Origin of the sequence: Streptomyces sp. NPDC048338 (assembly GCF_043201055.1) — a bacterium.
GTDB lineage: Bacteria > Actinomycetota > Actinomycetes > Streptomycetales > Streptomycetaceae > Streptomyces.
The window spans coordinates 51,048-72,721 of record NZ_JBICYQ010000005.1 but is presented as its reverse complement, the minus strand read 5'-3'; the positions used below and the strand labels follow the sequence as shown (position 1 = coordinate 72,721).

Sequence of the window (21,674 nt, the reverse complement as noted above, 5' to 3'; positions counted from 1 at the left end):
TGGTTGGGGGCACCGGCGGCGCACAGGCCGCCGGTGCCACCGATCCGGAGACCGTGCGCGAGAACCGGGCACGGCGCCCTGTGCGGGACGGCTCGCGGGTCAGGGAGCGTCGTACGGGTCTTCCTCGCCATAGGGGTCGTAGGGGTCGAACTCCTCGTCGCGGCTCGGCCTGCCGCAGGCGCCGGGCGACACACTGATCCCACGCTCGGCGAGGATCGAACGGGCCCGCGCCTGCGACCAGCTCGTGGCGTACCAGTCCGCGTCGTCCTCCCGGAGACGGGCGTCGATGTCCCTCAGGGCGCAGGACCGCTGCGGCTCGGGCAGCCGGTCCAGGGCGGGCACGGCGTCGGCCGAGAGTCCTTCGAGGTAGTGGAGGTCGATCTTGCCCAGGCGGTCGTAGCGCTCCACGTTGCGCTCGGCGACGATCGCGTCCGGCGAGACCAGCCCGAAGGCCAGCACGGCGACGGCGGCGCTCGCGGCCAGGGCACGCGGCAGAAGGCGTGCCCCGAAGACGCCCGCGGCCATGATCAGCAGGATGACGAGGCCCAGCCAGATCTCCATCGCGGCGACCGAGACGCGGAGCCGGGTGAGCCCGTACGCGTCCACGTACAGGTCCATGCGGCGCAGCGCGGACGCGACCACGACGAGCGTCAGGACGCACAGGGTGCCCAGCACGGCCCGGACGAGCGTGCGGTCACGGGCGTCGGCTCGCGGTGCCCAGCGCAGCGCGAGGCCGATGACGGCGAGAGTGAGGAGCGTGGCCATGAGCAGCTGCCAGAAACCCTGCCGGGCGTACTCGGAGTAGGTCAGCCCGGTCTCGCTGAGCACCTTGTCGTACCCGCCGAAGAGGACGGCGAGCTGCACCGCGTTGAACGCCGCGAAGAGCAGGTTCATGACGATCAGTGGCAGGGCCCACTCCACGCGCCCGCGGGCCCGTCCGGGGCGGATCACCATACGGTCCCAGCGCAGCGGCGCGGCGGCGGTGCGGGCCACGGCGATCGCGCCGAAGAGACCGAGCAGGAAGAACGAGAGGCGCCAGGGCACCTGGGTCACGGAGACGTCCGGGATGAGCGAGCCCAGGAGGTCGGCGAAGGCCGCGTCCGCGCCGGCGAACAGCGCGCCGAAGACGACGAGCAGGAGGACCGCCACTCCGCCGGTGCGCAGGACCGGAAGCCACCGTCCCCGGCTGCCGTCGGCCCGCTCCCGCACGCCGCGCCAGGCCCAGGTGGTGCCGGACCCGAGCGAGTCGGCGAGCCCGAGGGGACCGAACAGGATGCTCGGCCAGCCACTGCCTCCGTGCAGGGCGAAGGCGGTCAGCACGAGTGCGGAGACGATGGCGAGGAACGTCGGCCAGCCCGCGTCCCGCAGGGCGGGCACGAGGAGCAAAGCGAGACCGCCGACCGCCCAGACGAGCGTCCAGGGGCGGAGCCTTCGCCGCGCGGCGCGCGCGGCGAAGGAGGCGGCGAGGATCGCGGGCACGGCCACGATCAGCAGGTTGAGGCCGATTCCCTCGTCCAGCAGCAGGGAGCTGAGCAGCCCGGTGGCCAGGATCGCCCAGATGGTCGGCATCGTCGCCCGGGCAGGTGGTGCGGGGCGCAGCCGCGAGAGCCAGCTCGGGCTCGGCGGCGGAGGCGCCCCCCAGGGGCGGTGCGGCGCACCGGCCCACGGGCCGTGCGGTGCCGGACCGCCGGGACGGCCGGTGTGCGCCCCCGCCCGCGGCCGCGGCGAACCCTGCGGCCCGGCTGCGGCGTGCGCCCCGGGGATGCCGGGCGGCGCCCCCACGGGACCCGATGGTGCCGCCGGCTGCGGCGTCTGCGCCTCCACTCCGGACGTCGGCCGCGCGTCCTGCTTCGCCACCGAAAGGGGTCGCCGGTCGGACTCGGGCTGCGGGACGCTGTCGGCCTTCGGCGCGGCGCCGGACCGCGGCTCGGCACCGGCCGTCGGAGCGGCGTCGGACTGTGCCTCGGCACCGGCCTGCGACTCGGCCTCGGAGTCCGGGGCGGGCTGTGCCGGGACCTTCGGGGCGGGTGGCTCGTCGGACGGGGAGCCCGTCGCATGCTGCGCGGCGGCCTTCCGGTCCGAGGCGGGCTGCGGGGCGGAACCCCGATCCACCGCCGGGACCCTGCCCTCCCCCTGGGCGGCGTCCGGCGCGGCTCCGGCCGGAGTGCGCTCCGATGGCGGTGGCGGCGAAGCGGACGGCGTTTCGGACACGGGACCCCCTCCCGGCCCGGTCCCCACAGGGCCGGTGTCGGCGGAAGACTGCGGTCCGGGCGTCTCGTCGGCGCGCTGTTGTCATGATCAGCGCTACGGAGTGGCCGACTCTAACGCCGGTCCGGCCCCCTGACCGGGGCCGGACGGCGCTGTGGCAGGACCGTGACACTCACGCCCGACGGAAGCCGGCGGTACGGGGCGGATCGCCCCGCTTGTCCGCCGGCCGTTCAGGGCTCGTCAGGGGCGCACCGCGGTCGGCAGCCAGCCCGGCAGCTCCTCGGTCTGCTCCGTCCACGCGGCGGGTGGAGCGCCGGTCACCGCGGAGGCGACGACGCCGCCCGCGATCGCGCAGGTCGTGTCGACGTCGCCGCCGACCTGGGCGGTCGTCCAGAACACCCGCTCGAAGTCGTCGAGACCTCGCGCGGCCGACCAGAGGGCGAACGGCACCGTGTCGTGCGCGCTCGTCCGACGGCCGCTGCCCAGGACCGCGGCCACCGTGCCCGCGTCGCCGTAGTCGAGCATGTCCCGTGCCCTGCGCAGGCCGGCACCGACGGCACTGCGCGGCACCAGGGCGATCACTCCGTCGAGCAGGTCCGTGGGCGTGGGCGGGCCGGCCGGGTCCGCGGCGAGTGCGGCGGCGGCCGCCACGGCCATGGCGCCGACGACGGCCTCACGGTGCTGGTGCGTCGTGTAGGCGGAGATCTCGGCCTGATGCGTCGCCTGCTCCGGATCGTCCGCGTACCAGGCGCCGAGCGGGGCGATGCGCATGGCGGCGCCGTTGCCCCAGGAGCCCTGTCCGTTGAAGAGCGCCGCGGCCAGCTCGCGCCAGTCGCCACCCTCCCGGATGAGGCGGAGCATCCGGTTCACCGCGGGACCGTAGCCCCGGTCGAAGTCGTGGTGCTCGGCGAACGACTGAGCGAGAGCGTCCTGGTCGATCCGGTCGTGCCGTGCCAGCACGGCCAGCACGGAGCAGGCCATCTCGGTGTCGTCGGTCCACTGCCAGGGGCCGGCCGGCGGCTCGCGTCGTTTCAGCAGCGGGTAGTTGACGGGGACGAAGTACTGGGAGCCCAAGGCGTCTCCCACGGCCAGTCCACGGAGGCTGGCCAGGGCGCGTTCGAAGCGCCGGTCGAGAGAGGAGTCAGCGGTCATCGCTCTGCCACTCTATCCGGTGTAGCCGTACGGTTCCGGGGTACGCCAGCGTTCGAACGGCCGGTCAAGCCGATAGCGGCCGTCCTCGCCCAGCAGGAGCATCCTCGTCTCGCCGTTGTCCGGGTTGGACAGCGACTCGAAGTCGGCCACGGTCCAGTGGAACCACCGCATGCAGAACAGCCGCATGGTCAGTCCGTGGGTCACCAGGAGCACGTTCGGCGGATGGTCGGGCGCCTCGAAGCTGCGGTACAGGCTCTCCAGGAAGGCACCGACGCGGTCGTACACGTCGGCCCCGGACTCGCCCTGGGCGAAGCGGTAGAAGAAGTGCCCGTACGCGTCCCGGTAGGCCTTCTGCAGCCGGACGTCGTCCCTGTCCTGCCAGTTTCCCCAGTCCTGCTCGCGCAGCCGCGGCTCCTCCCGCACCCTCACGTGGGCCGGGTCGAGCTCGAGCGCGCGGAAGGTCTCGTGGGTGCGGCGGTAGGGCGAGACGTAGACGCTGACCCCCTCCTCGCCGAACAGGTCGCGCAACCGCTCCCCCGTCCGGCCGGCCTGCCGCCACCCGGTCTCGGTCAGCTTGAGCGCATGGTCGGGCTCGCGTTCGTACACCGTGTCATCGGCATTGCCCTCCGACTCTCCGTGCCGTACGAGAACGATGCGCCGCGGTCGTGCCATGTCCCGACCCTAAGGGTTGTCCCGCCGCCACGCGGCGAGCCCCACGTCACACCGTCCAGGACGGCTCCAGCTGCACGACGGCCCCGGTCAGCGCCGCGACGTCGGCCTCCGTCTGGGCCCGCAGGCCGAGCCGCTCGATGCGTTCCACCCGGTACTTCCCGTGCTCGGCGGCGGACCGCCACATCGACAGCACCAGGAACTCGTGCCCCGGCGCCTCGCCGAACACGCCGCGCAGCATCCCGGGCGACCCGGCCATCGCCGGGTTCCACACCTTCTCCTGCATCAGGGCGAAGTGGTCGACCCGGTCCTCGTGCACCCGGCAGTGGGCGACCCTGGCCACGTCCGCGTCCGAGAACCGGGGCTCGAAGCCCGTCTTCACGTCGAAGCGGTAGTCGAAGAGCTTGACCTGGGCGTCCTTGAAGGTGCCCACCTGCGACGACGCGAGCCGGTCGTGCGAGCGCGCCATGAAGGAGTCGTAGAACGCCCGGCTCTCCCAGAAGGCGAAGACGTGGGCGACGTCGGGCCGCCCGCGGCTCCATCCCCCGCCCTGTCCCCGGAATCCCGGCTCACCCAGCAGCCCCGCCCATTTCCGCTGTCCCCGCTCGAACCCCCGACGGTCCACCACGGTGCAGCGAATCCACTTGACCAGCACCGCGCCATCGTACGGCGCCGGACAGGGCCACCGTCGGACTACGGCGGAGTGCACCCGGACCGGTCCGGCCGCCCCGTCGGCAGCCCGTTCGATCCCGGAGACCCCGGGCAGCGTGCCGCGCCGCTCGGCTCCGCGGGGCCGGGAGAGTTCCGCGACGAACGGCCGCCCGGCGTCCACGGCTTCGCCACCCGCGCCGAGCGCTCGTGACACCATGAACAACCTGCCCGCGACCAAGGGCAGTTGACCGGTCCGGCGTAGCGCGCCGTACCGGGACACGTCGTACTCGGAGAGGGGAATCACGGTGAGCGGTCTCAACAAGGGGGTCGGCAAGGTCGAGGTGACGCTCAAGTGGGACCCCAGCCCGATCGGGGCGCAGTCGCACGACCTGGACATCGTCGCGGGGGTCTACCGGGCGGAGGACCCCCACGGGTCGCCGGCCTATCTCGTCCACTTCGGCAGCCGCTCGCCCGACGGCACGATCACCCTGAGCCGGGACAGCCGTACGGGACAGGGCTTCGGCTACGACGAGGCGATGGTCCTGGAACTGGACCGGCTCGCCCCCGACTACACGCGCGTGGTGGTGGGCGTGGCGATACAGCAGGGCGACGGGCGCCTGACGTTCGGCGAGGTCGCCCACACCGGCGTCCGGGTCCGCGAGGGGTACACCGAACTGGTGGCGCACGGCTTCGAGGACGTGGCCGACGCGACGGCGGCGACGGTCGTGGAGTTCACCCGCGAGGGGGCCGAGGGCTGGGGGTACCGCTCGATCCGCCGCGGTTTCGACGCGGACCCGCAGACCTTCGCCGCGGTGATGGGCGCGCGGCCCGCCTGAGCGGCGCGTGGTGGCGGGCACGACGGAGGGGGACCGACCAGTGGTCGGTCCCCCTCCGGAAGCCAGTGCTCAGCCGGCCGTGCGGATCACTCCGCCCGGTGTCAGCTGCAGCCGCTGGTCGAGCCGCAGCCCTCGCAGATGTAGCAGGAGCCGGCGCGCTGCATCTTCGTGCCGCAGGAGAAGCAGAGCGGCGCGTCCGCGCTGATGCCCAGCTGCATCTCGACGAGCTCCGCCGAGGTGTGCGCCTGCTTCGGGGCCGGGACCTCGGCCTTGACCACCGGGGCGGCGACGGCCTTCAGGGTCTCCGTCTGGCGCGGGGCGGACTGGGCGAGGCCCTCCACGTCCACGTCCTCGACGGACTGCTCGTACGAGCCCGTCTCCAGGTGACGCTGACGCTCCTCGGCCGAGTGGATGCCGAGCGCGGAGCGGGTCTCGAAGGGCAGGAAGTCCAGCGCCAGGCGGCGGAAGATGTAGTCGACGATCGACTGCGCCATCCGCACGTCCGGGTCGTCCGTCATGCCGGCCGGCTCGAAGCGCATGTTGGTGAACTTCGAGACGTACGTCTCCAGCGGAACGCCGTACTGCAGGCCGACGGAGACCGCGATGGAGAAGGCGTCCATCATGCCCGCGAGGGTGGAGCCCTGCTTCGACATCTTCAGGAACACCTCGCCGAGACCGTCGTCCGGGTAGGAGTTGGCGGTCATGTAGCCCTCGGCGCCACCGACGGTGAACGAGGTGGTGATCCCCGGGCGGCCCTTGGGGAGGCGCTTGCGGACGGGGCGGTACTCGACGACCTTCTCGACGGCCTCGCGGATCGTCGCCTCGGACTTCGCGGTGACCTCGACCTTCTCCTCCTCCTTCTTCTTGGCGGAGAGGGGCTGGCCGACCTTGCAGTTGTCGCGGTAGATCGCGAGCGCCTTGACGCCCATCTTCCAGGCCTCGAAGTAGACCTCCTCGACGTCCTCGACCGTGGCCGTCTCCGGCAGGTTCACGGTCTTGGAGAGGGCGCCGGAGATCCACGGCTGGATCGCGGCCATCATGCGGACGTGGCCCATCGCGGAGATGGAGCGCTCGCCCATGGCGCAGTCGAAGACCTCGTAGTGCTCGGTCTTCAGACCCGGGGCGTCGATCACGTTGCCGTGCTCGGCGATGTGGGCGACGATCGCCTCGATCTGCTCCTCCTGGTAACCCAGGCGGCGCAGGGCCTGCGGGACGGTGCCGTTGACGATCTGCATCGAGCCGCCGCCGACCAGCTTCTTGAACTTGACCAGGGCGAGGTCGGGCTCGAGGCCGGTGGTGTCGCAGGACATCGCGAGACCGATGGTGCCGGTCGGGGCGATGACCGAGGCCTGGGCGTTGCGGAAGCCGTTCTTGGCGCCCAGACGGATCACGTCCTGCCAGGCCTCCGTGGCGGCGGCCCAGATCGGCGCGTCGAGGTCGTCCATGCGGACGGCCGCGGTGTTGGCGTCGGCGTGCTGCTGCATGACGCGCTGGTGCGGCTCGGCGTTGCGGGCGTAGCCGTCGTACGCGCCGACGACCGCGGCGAGCTCGGCGGAGCGCCGGTACGAGGTGCCGGTCATCAGCGAGCTGATGGCGCCGGCGAGGGCGCGGCCGCCGTCGGAGTCGTACGCGTGGCCGGTCGCCATCAGCAGGGCGCCGAGGTTGGCGTAGCCGATGCCGAGCTGGCGGAAGGCGCGGGTGTTCTCACCGATCTTCTGGGTGGGGAAGTCGGCGAAGCAGATGGAGATGTCCATCGCGGTGATGACGAGCTCGACGACCTTGGCGAAGCGCTCGGAGTCGAACGACTGGTTGCCCTTGCCGTCGTCCTTGAGGAACTTCATCAGGTTCAGCGACGCGAGGTTGCAGGACGTGTTGTCCAGGTGCATGTACTCGCTGCACGGGTTCGAGCCGTTGATCCGGCCGGACTCCGGGCAGGTGTGCCAGCGGTTGATCGTGTCGTCGTACTGGATGCCGGGGTCGGCGCAGGCCCAGGCGGCCTCGGCCATCTTGCGGAACAGCGACTTGGCCTCGACCTCCTCGATGACCTCGCCGGTCATGCGGGCACGCAGGCCGAACCTGCCACCGGCCTCGACGGCCTTCATGAACTCGTCGTTCACACGGACCGAGTTGTTGGCGTTCTGGTACTGGACGGACGTGATGTCGTCGCCGCCCAGGTCCATGTCGAAGCCCGCGTCGCGCAGGGCGCGGATCTTCTCCTCTTCCTTCACCTTGGTCTCGATGAAGTTCTCGATGTCGGGGTGGTCGACGTCGAGGATGACCATCTTGGCCGCGCGGCGGGTGGCGCCGCCCGACTTGATGGTTCCCGCGGAGGCGTCGGCGCCGCGCATGAAGGAGACCGGGCCGGAGGCGTTGCCGCCGGAGGAGAGGAGCTCCTTGGAGGAGCGGATCCGGGAGAGGTTCAGGCCGGCGCCGGAGCCGCCCTTGAAGATCATGCCCTCTTCCTTGTACCAGTCGAGGATCGACTCCATGGAGTCGTCGACGGACAGGATGAAGCAGGCGGAGACCTGCTGGGGCTGCGGCGTGCCGACGTTGAACCACACCGGGGAGTTGAAGCTGAAGATCTGGTGCAGGAGGGCGTACGCCAGCTCGTGCTCGAAGATCTCGGCGTCGGCGGGCGAGGAGAAGTAGCCGTGCTCCTCGCCGGCCTTCGTGTACGTCTTCACGATCCGGTCGATCAGCTGCTTCAGACCGGTCTCGCGCTGCGGGGTGCCGACGGCCCCGCGGAAGTACTTGCTGGTGACGATGTTGACCGCGTTCACCGACCAGAAGTCGGGGAACTCGACGCCACGCTGCTCGAAGTTGACCGAGCCGTCGCGCCAGTTGGTCATGACGACGTCACGACGCTCCCAGACCACCTCGTCGTACGGATGCACTCCGGGGGTGGTGTGGATGCGCTCGATACGCAGACCCTGCCGGCCTGCCGCAGCCGCCTTGGCTCCCTTGGCGCGGGAACCTCGTGCCGGACCGCTCGCCGTCTCTGTCATGCCGCCTCCCATATACGGGCAAAACACTTTTCGGCGCCCGGTTACTCCCAGGGCACCATCTTCTGTACTGCTGTCTGTACTGCTGCCACGAACGCCTCACGGGTCGTTCGGGGCACGTCTTCCGGTGGCCGCGCGGCGGCCGGTGGGCCGGACCCGCCCGGGTCCGGCACCGCCGATCAGTCGGCGGCAGCGGCGGGCACGGGGACCTCGGGGGTCACTCCGCTCCCGCGGGGGTCGGATGGAGGCCGCTCGCGGAGCTCCGCGATCGCGGCCTCGAAGTCTTCGAGGCTGTCGAAGGCCTTGTACACGGACGCGAAGCGCAGGTACGCGACGAGGTCGAGCTCCTGCAGGGGGCCGAGAATGGCCAGACCCACGTCGTGGGTGGTCAGCTCGGCGCTTCCGGTGGCGCGCACCGCCTCCTCGACCCGCTGGCCGAGCTGGGCGAGGGCGTCCTCGGTGACCGGTCGCCCCTGGCACGCCTTGCGCACGCCGGAGATGACCTTGGTGCGACTGAAGGGCTCCGTCACGCCGGACCGCTTGACCACCATCAGCGAGGCGGTCTCCACCGTCGTGAAACGGCGGGAGCAGTCGGGGCACTGGCGGCGGCGTCGGATCGACGTCCCGTCGTCGGTGGTGCGACTGTCGACGACACGGCTGTCGGGGTGCCTGCAGAAGGGGCAGTGCATTGGTTCCGACCCTCCCTCACGGCACGACTGACTGGCCTCGCCAGGTCCGTCAAGGCCCTGCGAAGCGACCACCAGCATAGGCGATCCGAGTGCCCCCGGCCGACCGGGGACCACTACTTGTGGGTGGCTGATGCAATCCAACCACTAGATCTTGGGGCGGGCCGCATTTTCGGCACATTGCGCGTGTCGGGCGCGCGCGGTGCGGACGGGGTGCCCGGGACCGGCCACGAGAGTACGGGAGGCGCGCGGCTCCGCCGATCCGGCCCCCTCCGGTGCCACACTGGCGGGGCACCCCGGGCCCGTTCGAGCCGATCGCGAGCGGTACCGTAATGACCGAATTGCCGATGCGCTTCGGGCCACCCATACACCCACCCGCTCGCACAGGTAAGGCAATCTGCGATTTTTCACTCGAACGTGTGTTTGGCGCAACCTTTCGAAAGCCACTACCGTTGTGCCAGCCAGGGAGACCATTCGAGAGGGGCCGCCGACGTGACCACCACCGCAGACAGTGCCACCATCACTGCCCAGGACCGCTCCCAGGGCCGACCCGAGCCGGTGCATGCCATGAACGACACAGTCATGAACGCGGACGGGGAGCCCGGCCGCCCCGCGCGCTCGATGCCCGGCCGACCTCCAGGCATCCGGGCCGACAGCTCGGGCCTGACCGACCGGCAGCGACGGGTCATCGAAGTCATCCGGGACTCGGTCCAGCGGCGCGGCTACCCGCCGTCGATGCGTGAGATCGGTCAGGCGGTGGGCCTCTCCAGCACGTCGTCGGTGGCCCACCAGCTCATGGCCCTGGAGCGCAAGGGCTTCCTGCGCCGCGACCCGCACCGCCCCCGGGCGTACGAGGTCCGCGGCTCCGACCAGCCCAGCACCCAGCCGACGGACACCACCGGGAAGCCCGCCGCCTCCTACGTGCCCCTGGTCGGCCGGATCGCCGCGGGTGGCCCGATCCTCGCCGAGGAGTCGGTCGAAGACGTCTTCCCGCTCCCCCGGCAGCTGGTCGGCGACGGCGAGCTGTTCGTGCTCAAGGTGGTCGGCGACTCCATGATCGAGGCGGCCATCTGCGACGGCGACTGGGTCACCGTCCGCCGGCAGCCGGTCGCGGAGAACGGCGACATCGTCGCCGCCATGCTCGACGGCGAGGCGACGGTGAAGCGCTTCAAGCGCGAGGACGGCCACGTCTGGCTGCTCCCCCACAACTCCGCGTACCAGCCGATCCCCGGCGACGAGGCCACCATCCTCGGCAAGGTCGTCGCGGTACTGCGACGGGTGTGACCCCACCCCGTCGGCACTGACCGGACCCCGGGACCCACTGCGCCGGTCCCGGGGTCCTGCCATGCCCGGAAGCGGCCGGGGTGTCCTACACCCCGGCCGCCTTCGAGGCGGCGTCGATGGCCGCCAGGGACTTGCGCACCTGGTTGCGGTCCGTGGTGTACCAGAAGTCGGGCAGCGAGGCCTTCAGATAGCTGCCGTACCGCGCCGTCGCCAGCCGCGGATCCAGCACCGCGACCACACCGCGGTCCCCCGTGGCCCGGACGAGCCGTCCGGCCCCCTGCGCCATCAGAAGGGCCGCGTGTGTCGCCGCGACGGCCATGAAGCCGTTTCCACCGGCCTCCTCGACCGCCTTCTGGCGCGCGCTCATCAGCGGGTCGTCGGGGCGCGGGAAGGGGATCTTGTCCATGACGACCAGCTGGCAGCTCGCGCCGGGCACGTCCACTCCCTGCCAGAGCGACAGCGTGCCGAACAGACAGGTCTGCGGATCGGCCGAGAAGTTCTTGATCAGTTCCCCCAGGGTGTCCTCGCCCTGGAGCAGGATCGGGAACTCGGGGATACGGGAGCGCAGCTCCTCGGCCGCCAGCTGCGCGGCCCGCATGGAGGAGAACAGCCCCAGCGTGCGACCGCCCGCGGCCTGCATCAGCTCCGTCAGCTCGTCCAGCATGTCGCCGCGGTCGCCGTCGCGGGCCGGCCGGGCCAGGTGCTTGGCGACGTAGAGGATGCCCTGCTTGGGGTAGTCGAAGGGCGAACCGACGTCGATGCCCTTCCACACCGGGACGTCGTCCCCCTGGGTGCCCTCCGGGGCGAGGCCCAGCGAGGCCCCGACGCCGTTGAAGTCACCGCCGAGCTTGAGTGTGGCCGAGGTCAGCACCACCGAGCGGTCGGAGAAGAGCTTCTCCCGCAGCAGGCCGGAGACCGAGAGCGGGGCGACCCGCACCGAGGCGCCGAAGCGGTCGTGCCGCTCGTACCAGACGACGTCGTACTCGGAGCCCTGGGTGATGCGCTCCGCTACGCCGTGGATCGACTCGACCGAGGCCATGGCCTGCTTGCGGACGGCGTCCTCGTCCTGGACGGACTTGTCCCGGGTGGAGCCCAGGGCCGTGATGACCTGGCGCGCCGCGTCGCGCAGCGCCATCAGGGCATAGCCCAGATCCTCCGGGACCTCCTCCAGCCGGCCCGGCAGGGCCAGCTCCATCACGCGCTCGAAACCCTCGGCCGCGGTCTGCAGCTGGTCCGCGACCTTCTCGTCGACCAACTTCGCGGCACGGCGGACGGCCCGGTTCACCTGGCCGGGAGTGAGCTCGCCGGTGGCGACGCCGGTGACCCGGGAGACCAGCTCGTGGGCCTCGTCGACGATCAGCACCTCGTGCTGGGGCAGCACCGGGGCGCCCTCGATCGCGTCGATGGCGAGCAGGGCGTGGTTCGTGACGACGACGTCGGCGAGCTTGGCCCGCTCGCGGGCAGCCTCGGCGAAGCACTCCGCTCCGTAGGCGCACTTCGTCGCGCCCAGGCACTCGCGGGAGGAGACCGACACCTGGGCCCAGGCCCGGTCGGAGACGCCCGGGGTGAGGTCGTCCCGGTCGCCGGTCTCCGTGTCGTCGGACCAGTCCCGCAGCCGGATCAGGTCCTGTCCCAGCTTGCTCGTCGGCGCCGCGGCCTCGAAGGGGTCGAAGAGACCGTCCTCCTCGTCCTGCGGGACGCCCTCGTGGAGCCGGTGCAGGCACAGGTAGTTCGACCGGCCCTTGAGCATGGCGAACTCCGGACGGCGGCGCAGCTGTGGATGCAGGGCGTCGACGGTCCGCGGAAGATCGCGCTCGACCAGCTGGCGCTGGAGCGCCAGCGTGGCCGTGGCCACCACGACCCGCTCCCCGTGCGCCAGGGCCGGCACCAGGTAGCCGAGTGACTTGCCGGTGCCGGTGCCGGCCTGGACGAGGAGGTGCGAGGTGTCGTCGATGGCCTCGGCCACGGCCTCGGCCATGGTGACCTGGCCGGGTCGCTCCATACCGCCGACGGCGGACACGGCGGCATGGAGGAGCTCGGGGAGGGATGGCTTCGTCATAGCGCGTCCAGCCTAAGGGGCGGCACCGACAGTCGGTTCACGCGAACGCTCACGCCAGCGGGTTGGGAACCGTCCCGTGGACGGCCGCGTGCGGCCGCTCCGCCCGGTCCCGGTAGCCGTCCAGGTGCAGACGGTTGCGGTTGAGGCAGAGGCGCTCGATCCGGGGTGTGAGCAGATCGAACAGCTCGAACCGTTCCTTCAGCTCGGGGAAGCGGGCCTGGTGGCGGAGGATCTCCGCCCGGACCAGCGCCCAGAAATCCTGCTCCGGTACGTCGAGTTGTTCCGCGCACAGCGGCGCGAGGTAGCGGAAGACGCCGACGAAGAGCCCTGAATGGATGAACTGGGTGAGGAAGTCCGGCTCCTCCGTCAGCAGGACCGCGCGGACGTCGTCGGGCATCGTGTCGTGCTCGGGGAGCGGGCGGGCGCTGATGTTCACGTCGTCGACGAAGTCCTTGATCGCCAGACGGACGGGCACGTCCCGGTCGTCGTGGACGACGATGGCGTTCTCGCCGTGCGGGGAGAAGACGGTGCCGTACCGGTAGAGGAAGTGCAGCAGGGGCGGCAGCAGGGCGGCGAACAGGTGCTGGAGCCAGACGGCGGGCGCGAGGCCGGAGCGCCGGACGAGTTCCGCGACGAACGCACGGCCGTCGGGGTCGGTGTGCAGCAGGGAGGCGAGGGTCCTGGCGCGCTCGCCCGGGGGCAGCCGGAGCGGCTCGCGCCAGATCGCGCCGAGGAGTTCCTTGTACTGGTACGGGACCTCGGGCAGCCGGTCGTAGAGGGGGTGCTCGACGGTCACGGAGGCGACCTCGCCGAGCAGGATCACGCCGCACTCGTCACGCAGGTAGGGGTCGGCGTCGCGCAGCCCGTGGACCCAGGCGGTGACGGCGGGGGCGGCCAGGGTCCGCTCGGTGGGCAGTCCGCGCCAGACGAGGGTGTTGAGGACGGAGAGCGGCAGCTTGACGGTGTGCCGATCGGGCCGGCTGGTGTTCAGGAAGGTGCGGACGGACTGCTGCGGCACGCGCAGGTCGGCGTCGGCAGGCAGCGGGACGATGGCGCCGGCAGCGACGGCCGGGGCGTAGAGCGGGAGCAGGATCTCGTCCCACTGCCAGGGGTGGACGGGCAGCAGGAGGTAGCCGTCCGGGTCGAGGCCCCGGGCTCGCAGGGCGGTGTGGAAGGTCGCGCGGGTCGCCGCGTCCAGCTCGCCCGCGTAGAGCCGGTCGGGGGTGTGGAGGCCGGGAACGCCGCGGTAGGTGGCGAGGGCGGTACTGACCGCGATCCACGGGAGGCGGGTGGCGCGGCGGGCTTCCGGGGCCCAGCGGGCGGCGTCGGTCGCGGAGAAGCCGATCCGTCCCTTGTTCAGGACGAGCCAGGGGTGACCGGTCTGGTGGCCTTCGAGGTCGGCGTACCCGAGGTCGGCGAGCGCCTCGACGCCGAGCGCGGTGTGGTCGAGGCGCGTGTCGGCGACGAGGGTGGTGGTGAGTTCGCGGATCAGGTGGCCGAGGGTGGGGCCGTCGAGGCCGAGCAGGCGGCGGGCGCGGACCAGGAGGACGAGCGGGTCGGTGAGCGGCCGGCCGTCGAGGGTGATCGAGTCGGCCGCGACACGCCAGCTGCCGTAGGAGCCCCGGGTGGCGGTGAAGGCCAGTTCGGAGCCGTCGTCGAGGAGCAGGGTGTACCGGTCGGCCCCGGGACCCGTGCCCGGGTGGACGGGGCCGGGTCGCCCGTCACGCACGGGTTCGATGATCTCCTCGTAGGCGAACTCGGCGATGGTCTTCGCCAGCAGGCGGGAGGACGCCCGGGTCCAGGCGGCCGGGTTGAGCTCGGGCGGGGCGAGCAGTGCGGAGTCATGGGTGGCAGGGGACGACGGCACGGGGACTCCTCGGGGTGGGAACCGCTGTGGGTCGGGCGGGGTGGGTGGGACGAGGGGCGATCACAGAACGTGACGGAGCGGGCGGTCGCGGACCATGAGGGCGGCCTGCTTGTCGGGGAGGGCGACTTCCGCGGAGAAGCGGAATCCGGCACTCAGGAAGGCGGAGACGGAGGGGGTGTTGCGCAGGTCGGGTTCGGCGACGACCCGCGTGCAGCGGGGCCGGTGGTCGAGGACGAGGTCCGCGACGGCCCGCAGCAGTGCCGTACCGACGCCGCGGCCCCGGTCGGCGACGCCGCCGAGCAGCAGATGGATGCCGGTGTCGTGAGGACGGGCCGGGTAGTGGCGGGCGAGGGGGTCGAGGTCGGCCCGGTAGATCTCGAAGTAGCTCATCGGGGTGGAGTCGAGGACGCCGAGGCAGGGGACGCTGCGGCCGTCGCCGTCGAGTTGGGCGCGGAGGTGGGCGGCGGTCACGCCCTCCGGGCCGGACAGCTCCCAGAAGGCGGCGACGGCCGGGTCGTTCATCCAGCGGGTGACGAGCGCCAGGTCCCGCTCGATCCGTACGGGCACGAGCCGGAAGGTGCCGACGGGCGTGACCGCGGGCGCCCAGCCGGCCACGGCGTCGAGGAGATCGGAGTCCGCGGGTCCCGTGGGGTCGCCGGCGGCGAGGAGGGCGATGAGTTCGTCGGAGAGGCGCAGGTCCAGGGTGTCGTCACCGGTGGGGTCGGCGACGGCGGCCGGGGGGCGGGTACCGGCGGCTTCGGCCTCGGTGCGCGCGTCGGCCTCGGCACTCGGTTCCGCCTCGGTGCTCGCATCGGCGGGAGGCACGGCGGTGTTCTCCTCTCGGCTGTCGGGTCGGGGTGGGGGCGCTCAGGGACGCAGCGGGTTGGTGATGGTGACGTAGACGGACTGGGTGTCGACGGGGCCGACCAGTTCGTCGAGGCCGTGGAGGCGCGTGAGGAGGTTGGCCTTGCAACGCAGGGTCGTGGCTTCCAGCAGGCGGTGCGGCAGGGGGGATCCGAGGGCGGCGGCGGAGCCGAGGAACTGGCGGAAGCCGGCGAGCAGGACGCGCTCGTCGGCGAGGCCCTGGGCGCCGAAGGCCCCGATCAGGCCGAGGACGTTGTTGATGCCGAGGTAGTACGCGAAGCGTTCGTCGGTGACCTGGTCGGACACGAAGGTGTCGCTGACGGTGCCGATGCCGGGGAGCCGGCCCTCCAGCTCCTCGCGACGGGACTCGCGGAAGTAGTAGCCCTGGTTGTCGCGGTAGCGGCCGCCGACGGGCCAGCCCTCCGGCGACAGCAGCACGAGGGTGTTCTGCTGATGGGCCTCCAGGGCGACGCCGGCGGCGCCGTCGAGCCAGAGCACGGGGCGGACGACCTGGTCGAGGTAGCGCAGGAACCACTCCGCGGCGACGGCCGTGGTGGGCCGGCCGGTGCGGGCGGCGAGCCGGGTGACGAGGTCGAAGAGGCGGGAGCGCATCCGTTCCGTGCCGGGCCAGGGACGCGGGGCGGTGAGGGCGGCGATGCACACCGCGTCGTCGCCGGCGGCGAAGGGGTTGTGGCGGACCATGACGTCGAGTCCGGGGACGGGAGCGCCGTCCGGGGTGTCGACAGCGAGCCAGGCGGGGTCGCGGACGATGTCGAAGCCGGGGTGGGCGCTCTGCCACTGGTCGACGAGGCCGGTGCGCAGGAGCCGGTGGACCTCGACGCCGCGGTGGAGTTCCTTGCGGAGGTTCTCGCGGCGGGAGTTGGTGATGCGGACGCCGAGGGACAGCTTCAGCATGGCCCGGGAGCCGGGGCGGTGCACGGTCCGGACGGAGGACGTGGGGTGCCAGGGGGCGCCGTGGGGTCCGAGGTCGTGCAGGAGTCCGGCGTCGAGGAGGGAGGCGACGGCCGGGCGGTGGAGCAGTTCGCGGGCCTGCCAGGGGTGCAGCGGCAGGGGCACGGTGCCCGGGGGGAGTTCGAGTCCGTCGGCGAGGCCGGTGGAGAGCTGCTCGGCGGTGACGGGGCGGCCCTGTTCCGTCCAGGCGGAGTCGGCGGCCAGCACGGTGCGGTCGACGGCCATCCAGTGCAGGGGGAAGGAGCCGTGCATCTCGGGTGAGTAGAGGCGGGCCTCGGCCTCGGAGAGGCCTTCGCGGCTCTTGGGGGTGGGATGGAGCGGGTGGCCGAGCAGCAGGGACTGTTCGGCGGTGAGGAACAGGTCGGCGTCGGGGCCGGGGTTCGGGAGGCGGCGGCGCTCGGTGATGAACTCGGCCGTCCGGCGGGCGGAGTCGGCGACCCGGCCGACGAGTTCGGTGCCTTCCGGGCGGCCGGTCTCGCGGCTGAGGAGGGCGGCGACGGTGACGGCGTCCGCCGCCGGGGCGGTGGTCGGGAGCCCTTCGAGGGCGGGGGCGCCGAAGCGGTGCCAACCGGTGAGGGACCAGTGGCGGACGGGGACGAGGAGGGCGGTGCCGCTCGCGTCGAGGGGGATGCGCAGGGTGCCGGACGCGGGGGCCCGCAGGTTCTTCTCCCGTACCCAGCAGCGCAGCAGGTTCTCGATGGTCGCGAGGTCCGCCGCGCGCTGCGGGTCCGGGTCGTCGAGGGGGTCCGGGTCGTCGAACGGGTCCGGGTCGCCGAAGCGGTCGGACGCGTCGTCGGGATCCGTCGCCCGGAGGGGGACCTGGGCGTCGGGCACGTACGCGTCCTCCGCACCGTACGGGGCGGCGGGGGGCGCGGGGACGGAGGCCGGTCGTGCGGCGGTCCGGGGGTCGTACGGGCCGGAGTGCTGACGGGGGACGACGGCGTGTTCGACGGCGAGGGGCCCGTGCGGGGTGCTGTCGGCGTCGGGCGCTTCGGGTGCGGGGGTCGCGTTCACGGCGGGACTTCCTTGTGATGGTGTCCGGGTTCGGTCCGGGATCAGTGGGACGGTCCGGTGTCGTTCCGGTGGTGCGCGGCCCGCTGGCGTACGGGCCGGGGACGGTCGGGCGGTGCCGGGCGGTGGGCGCGCTCGGCGGCTGCCAGGGCGTCGGCGAAGCGGTCGAGGACGGCCTCGGCCTGTTCGTCGGTGAGGGTGAGCGGCGGGAGGAGGCGGACGACCGCGGAGTGGCGTCCGCCCAGTTCCACGATGAGTCCGCGGTCCAGGCACTGCCGTTGGACGGCCGCCGCGAGAGCGGGGTCGGCAGGCGGGGTGTGGGGATCGGCGGAGCGAGGGTCCTCGGCGGTGGGGTCGACGAGTTCGACGCCGATCATGAGCCCGCGGCCGCGCACGTCGCCGATGGAGGGGTGGGCCGCGGCCAGACCCTGGAGGCGGCCGAGCATGCGGGCTCCGAGAGTGGCGGCCCGGTCGGCCAGGCGGTTCTCCCGGACGTAGGCGAGGGTGGCCGCGCCCGCGGCCATGGCGAGCTGGTTGCCGCGGAAGGTACCGGCGTGGGCGCCGGGTTCCCAGGCGTCGAGCTCGGCGCGGTAGACGACGACGGCGAGGGGCAGGGAGCCGCCGATGGCCTTGGACAGGACCATGACGTCGGGGACGACGCCGCTGTGGTCGACGGCCCAGAAGGCGCCGGTGCGGCCGACGCCCGTCTGGACCTCGTCGGCGATGAGTGGAATGGAACGGGCCGCGGTGACGCGCCGCATGCGGCGCATCCAGTCGTCGGGCGCGGGGAGCACGCCGCCTTCGCCCTGCACCGGTTCGAGGATCATCGCGGCGGGCGTGGTGACCCCGCTCTTGGGGTCGTCGAGGAGGTTCTCGGTCCAGCGGGCGGCCAGTTCGGCGCCGCGGTCTCCGCCGACGCCGAACGGGCAGCGGTAGTTCTGCGGGTAGGGCAGCCGGGTCACCCGGACGTCGGTCGCGCCGCCCGAGGCGTCGAGGGCTCCCGCCGTCATCCCGTGGTAGGCGCCGGCGAAACTGAGCAGTCCGCTGCGGCCGGTGGCCGTGCGGACCAGTTTGAGGGCGGCCTCGACGGCGTCCGTACCGGCGGGGCCGCAGAACTGGATCCGCGCGTTCTCGGCGAGGCCGGCCGGCAGCGTGGCGAACAGCTCGGTGGTGAAGGCGTCCTTGACCGGGGTCGCCAGGTCGAGGATGTGGAGCGGGGCGCCCGAGTCGAGCACCTTCCTGATCGCTTCCAGGACCACCGGATGGTTGTGCCCGAGTGCCAGCGTCCCGGCGCCCGACAGGCAGTCGAGGTAACGGCGGCCGTCCGCGCCCTCGATCGTCAGTCCCCGCGCCCGGACGGGGACGATCGGCAGCGAGCGCGCGTACGTGCGCGCCGCCGACTCGCGCAGTGACTGGCGGCGCAGGATGCCCTCGTGGGCGCTCCCCCCGCCCGTCGCCCTCTCCCCTTCGTCCGTCCGCGCGGCCCCCGGTGCCGCCGGGGCTGGTTCGGTCACGGCCACGGCTCGGTGTCCTCCCGCTGTAACAGTTGCGTTGCACATCGGTACGTCACTCGACCGTGTGTACGACGGCCATGAACGCTGCCTCTGTGCCCCCCGTACGTACCAACGACGGGAGGCGCCGGGGATAACGGGCCGATCCGAAGATCCTTCGAGTGGTCTGCGTCACGTCCCGGCAACGGCCGCACCGGGGCGGGAACCACGCACCTGGCGGGTACCGTCCCCTCCGGCACCGGCATAGTGGGGGCCGCACTTCGGGCGCCGGTCACGGCGCCGACACTGTTCACTCATGCACAAGTTGACGTAGTCCCAGGGGGATCACGAGATGCGACCGATTCGTCCGCTGCTCGCCGCGGCAGCCGCCGTGGCGGCGTTGACGCTGACGGCGACGGCCTGCGGCCCGACCGAGGACAACGCGGGGAACAAGCCCAGCGCGCCCGCGAGTCCGTCCACCGGCGACAAGATCACGATTCCGGACGACCTCAAGGACCGGCTCAAGGAGCACGGGATCGATCTGGACAAGTGGAGGGACGGCGAGTGGAAGAACTGGGACCGCGCCACGTGGCTGCGTGAGGCCAAGGACTACGTCAACCCGATCATCGAGGACCTCTGGGACCCGGACCGCATGCGGGACGCCGAGCGCCCCGACAAGCCGGTCGAGGAGGAGGACATCTCGGGTGACAAGGGTGTCACCGACCCGACCCCCGCGCCGGTGCGGGCGAAGTCCGTCCAGTCGCCGTACCACGCCAACGTCCCCGAGGCCGGCAAGGTCTTCTTCGACGGTCCGCAGGGTTCGATGGTCTGCTCGGCCACGGTCGTGAAGGACCCCGCGCACCCGGGCAAGTCCAACATGGTCTGGACGGCGGGTCACTGCGTGCACGCCGGCAAGAAGGGCGGCTGGTACCGCAACATCGCCTTCGTGCCCTCCTACAACGACAGCGGGAAGCCGACCTCCGCGCTGGAGAACGCCACCCGCGACCAGGTCGCTCCGTACGGCGTGTGGTGGGGCGACTGGGTGCAGACGTCCGACCAGTGGATCGCGGAGGGCGCGTCGACCGGCGGTCAGGGCGCGCCGTACGACTTCGCGGTGATCCACGTGACGCCCGAGAAGGGCGGCACGGGCAAGTCGCTGGAGGAGACGGTCGGTTCGGCCCTCCCGGTGGACTTCAACGCCCCGGCGGTCTCGAAGATCTCCGCCATGACGGCGACCGGCTACCCGGCGGGTCCGCCGTACGACGGCCAGAAGATGTTCCAGTGCCAGGACCGGCCGGGCCGCCTCTCGGTGAAGGCCGAGCAGCCCACGATGTACCGCATCGGCTGCACCATGACCGGCGGTTCGTCCGGCGGCGGCTGGGTGGCCGAGGGCCAGGACGGCAAGCCGGCGCTGGTGTCCAACACCTCCATCGGCCCGGTGACGGCCGGCTGGCTGGCCGGTCCGCGCCTGGGCGCCGAGGCCAAGGGCGTGTACGACGCGGTCAGCAAGAAGTACGCGGGCAACTGACCCGCGGGTGAACCGGGAGGCGGGACCTCTTGGGCGTGTCCTTGACGACAGGCCCCGGGGGTCCCGCCTCCCGGCGGCAGGCATACTGTGCACCGCTAGTGACGCGTCCATGGCAACCCACTGGGGTGGCAGGGCCGGGGCGCGGGATCCGTCTCAGGGGGAGAACAACTCATGCGTTCCATACGACTTCTGCCGGCCGCCGCCGGTCTGGCGGTGGCGCTCGCGCTGACCGTGACGGGCTGCGGCCCGACCGAGACGCCGGCCGCCGACAAGCCGGCCGCCGGTGCCACCGCGTCCGGTCCCGCGGGCGACGGCGGTGACGCCGCGCTCCCCCAGGACCTGGCCGACAAGCTGAAGAAGCGCGGCGTCGACCTGGACAAGTGGAAGAACGGCGACTGGAAGAACTGGGACCAGGACAAGTGGCTGCGTGAGGCCGAGGACTTCGTCAACCCGGTCATCGACGGGCTCTGGGACAACGAGCGCATGCAGTCGGCGAAGAGCCCCGATCCCACGATCGCGGCCACCTCGGGCAGTTCCGGCAGCGACCCGGTGCCGCGGCCGGTGCAGGCCCAGCGCGAGAAGACGCCGTACCACCGCAACGCGGCTCCGGTCGGCAAGATCTTCTTCGACTCTCCGCAGGGCCACATGGTCTGCTCCGGCACGATCGTGAAGGACCCGCGCCGGCCCGGCAAGTCCAACATGGTCTGGACGGCCGGCCACTGCGTGCACGCGGGTCAGCGCGGCGGCTGGTACCGCAACATCGCCTTCGTGCCGGCCTACAACGACCTCGGCAAGTCCGCGTCCGCGCTGCGCAACGCCAAGCCGCACGAGGTCGCCCCCTACGGCCAGTACTGGGCCGACTGGGCCGTGACCTCGGGCGAGTGGATCCAGCGCGGCGGCACGAACCCCGCCTGGCCCTACGACTACGCCGTGCTCCACGTGAAGCCGGAGCGGGGCGGCAAGTCCCTGGAGGAGACCGTGGGCGCGGCCCTGCCGGTCGACTTCTCGGCGCCGACGGCCGCGCAGGCCGGCACGATGGGCGCCTGGGGCTACCCGGCGGCGCCGCCGTACAACGGCCTGATCATGCACAAGTGCCTGGACCGGCCGACCCGGCTGACCACGGCTCCGGCGACGCCGACCATGTACCGCATCGGCTGCACGATGACCGGCGGTTCGTCCGGCGGCGGCTGGTTCCGCGTGCTGCCCAACGGCAAGACGGCGCTCGTGTCGAACACCTCGATCGGCCCGGCCGGCGGCAACGGCTGGCTCGCGGGACCGCAGCTGGGCCGGGGCGCCCAGGCCGCGCACGACATGGTCAGCAAGAAGTTCGCCCGCTGACCGGAGGGGCCCGGTCCCGGCGACCGGGCCCCGCACGGACCGTTCACGCGGAAGGCC

At 72.3% G+C, this 21,674-nt stretch carries 15 protein-coding genes; 4 read left to right on the top strand and 11 right to left on the bottom strand.

Annotation, left to right across the window (positions count from 1 at the left end):
- Positions 1 to 99: 99 nt before the first annotated feature.
- The 4 genes from ACGFZF_RS13580 to ACGFZF_RS13565 all read right to left on the bottom strand — a co-directional run bounded on the left by ACGFZF_RS13580 (position 100) and on the right by ACGFZF_RS13565 (position 4,684).
- Complete coding sequence (locus tag ACGFZF_RS13580) at positions 100 to 1,569, bottom strand: DUF4153 domain-containing protein (RefSeq protein ID WP_393553873.1); 1,470 nt, start codon at positions 1,567 to 1,569, stop codon at positions 100 to 102.
- Between the two features lie 879 nt (positions 1,570 to 2,448).
- Positions 2,449 to 3,360 (bottom strand): ADP-ribosylglycohydrolase family protein, encoded by a 912-nt coding sequence (locus tag ACGFZF_RS13575; protein WP_393553871.1) that lies wholly within the window; start codon positions 3,358 to 3,360, stop codon positions 2,449 to 2,451.
- 12 nt (positions 3,361 to 3,372) lie between these two features.
- Positions 3,373 to 4,032: a histidine phosphatase family protein gene (locus tag ACGFZF_RS13570; RefSeq protein ID WP_393553869.1), complete on the bottom strand. Its 660-nt coding sequence runs from the start codon at positions 4,030 to 4,032 to the stop codon at positions 3,373 to 3,375.
- 46 nt (positions 4,033 to 4,078) lie between these two features.
- Entirely contained in the window at positions 4,079 to 4,684 is a 606-nt protein-coding gene (locus tag ACGFZF_RS13565; RefSeq protein WP_393553867.1) for a YdbC family protein, read from the bottom strand.
- A 301-nt stretch (positions 4,685 to 4,985) separates the two neighbouring features.
- Here ACGFZF_RS13565 and ACGFZF_RS13560 point away from each other — a divergent pair, with 301 nt between their 5' ends.
- Positions 4,986 to 5,516 carry a TerD family protein gene (locus ACGFZF_RS13560; RefSeq protein WP_393553865.1) on the top strand — a complete coding sequence of 177 codons (531 nt, stop codon included), beginning with the start codon at positions 4,986 to 4,988 and terminating at the stop codon, positions 5,514 to 5,516.
- Between the two features lie 101 nt (positions 5,517 to 5,617).
- Here ACGFZF_RS13560 and ACGFZF_RS13555 read toward each other — a convergent pair whose 3' ends face one another.
- Both ACGFZF_RS13555 and nrdR read right to left on the bottom strand, forming a co-directional pair.
- Positions 5,618 to 8,521 (bottom strand): vitamin B12-dependent ribonucleotide reductase, encoded by a 2,904-nt coding sequence (locus ACGFZF_RS13555; protein WP_393553863.1) that lies wholly within the window; start codon positions 8,519 to 8,521, stop codon positions 5,618 to 5,620.
- A gap of 176 nt (positions 8,522 to 8,697) precedes the next feature.
- A complete protein-coding gene (gene nrdR / locus ACGFZF_RS13550) occupies positions 8,698 to 9,207 on the bottom strand; it encodes a transcriptional regulator NrdR (RefSeq protein WP_393553861.1) in 510 nt (169 codons plus the stop codon).
- Positions 9,208 to 9,696: 489 nt separating this feature from the next.
- Between nrdR and lexA the strand changes: the two genes are divergently transcribed.
- On the top strand, positions 9,697 to 10,488 hold the full coding sequence (gene lexA / locus ACGFZF_RS13545; protein ID WP_356604249.1) for a transcriptional repressor LexA: 792 nt from the start codon (positions 9,697 to 9,699) through the stop codon (positions 10,486 to 10,488).
- 85 nt (positions 10,489 to 10,573) lie between these two features.
- On the opposite strand, the gene ACGFZF_RS13540 is transcribed toward lexA, so the two are convergent.
- The 5 genes from ACGFZF_RS13540 to ACGFZF_RS13520 are packed head-to-tail and all read right to left on the bottom strand — an operon-like array spanning position 10,574 to position 18,781.
- Entirely contained in the window at positions 10,574 to 12,547 is a 1,974-nt protein-coding gene (locus ACGFZF_RS13540) for an ATP-dependent DNA helicase (protein WP_393553859.1), read from the bottom strand.
- A 49-nt stretch (positions 12,548 to 12,596) separates the two neighbouring features.
- Positions 12,597 to 14,414 carry an IucA/IucC family protein gene (locus ACGFZF_RS13535; protein WP_393553857.1) on the bottom strand — a complete coding sequence of 606 codons (1,818 nt, stop codon included), beginning with the start codon at positions 14,412 to 14,414 and terminating at the stop codon, positions 12,597 to 12,599.
- 60 nt (positions 14,415 to 14,474) lie between these two features.
- Positions 14,475 to 15,239 (bottom strand): GNAT family N-acetyltransferase, encoded by a 765-nt coding sequence (locus tag ACGFZF_RS13530; RefSeq protein ID WP_393553855.1) that lies wholly within the window; start codon positions 15,237 to 15,239, stop codon positions 14,475 to 14,477.
- A gap of 42 nt (positions 15,240 to 15,281) precedes the next feature.
- Positions 15,282 to 17,264 (bottom strand): IucA/IucC family protein, encoded by a 1,983-nt coding sequence (locus tag ACGFZF_RS13525; protein WP_393553853.1) that lies wholly within the window; start codon positions 17,262 to 17,264, stop codon positions 15,282 to 15,284.
- 41 nt (positions 17,265 to 17,305) lie between these two features.
- The gene (locus ACGFZF_RS13520) at positions 17,306 to 18,781 is read right to left on the bottom strand and encodes a diaminobutyrate--2-oxoglutarate transaminase family protein (RefSeq protein ID WP_393553851.1); all 1,476 of its coding nucleotides are present in this window, start codon (positions 18,779 to 18,781) and stop codon (positions 17,306 to 17,308) included.
- Positions 18,782 to 19,103: 322 nt separating this feature from the next.
- Here ACGFZF_RS13520 and ACGFZF_RS13515 point away from each other — a divergent pair, with 322 nt between their 5' ends.
- Both ACGFZF_RS13515 and ACGFZF_RS13510 read left to right on the top strand, forming a co-directional pair.
- Positions 19,104 to 20,279 (top strand): trypsin-like serine peptidase, encoded by a 1,176-nt coding sequence (locus ACGFZF_RS13515; RefSeq protein WP_393553849.1) that lies wholly within the window; start codon positions 19,104 to 19,106, stop codon positions 20,277 to 20,279.
- A 171-nt stretch (positions 20,280 to 20,450) separates the two neighbouring features.
- Positions 20,451 to 21,617, top strand: a complete 1,167-nt coding sequence (locus tag ACGFZF_RS13510) for a trypsin-like serine peptidase (RefSeq protein ID WP_393553847.1) — start codon at positions 20,451 to 20,453, stop codon at positions 21,615 to 21,617.
- Positions 21,618 to 21,674: the final 57 nt, after the last annotated feature.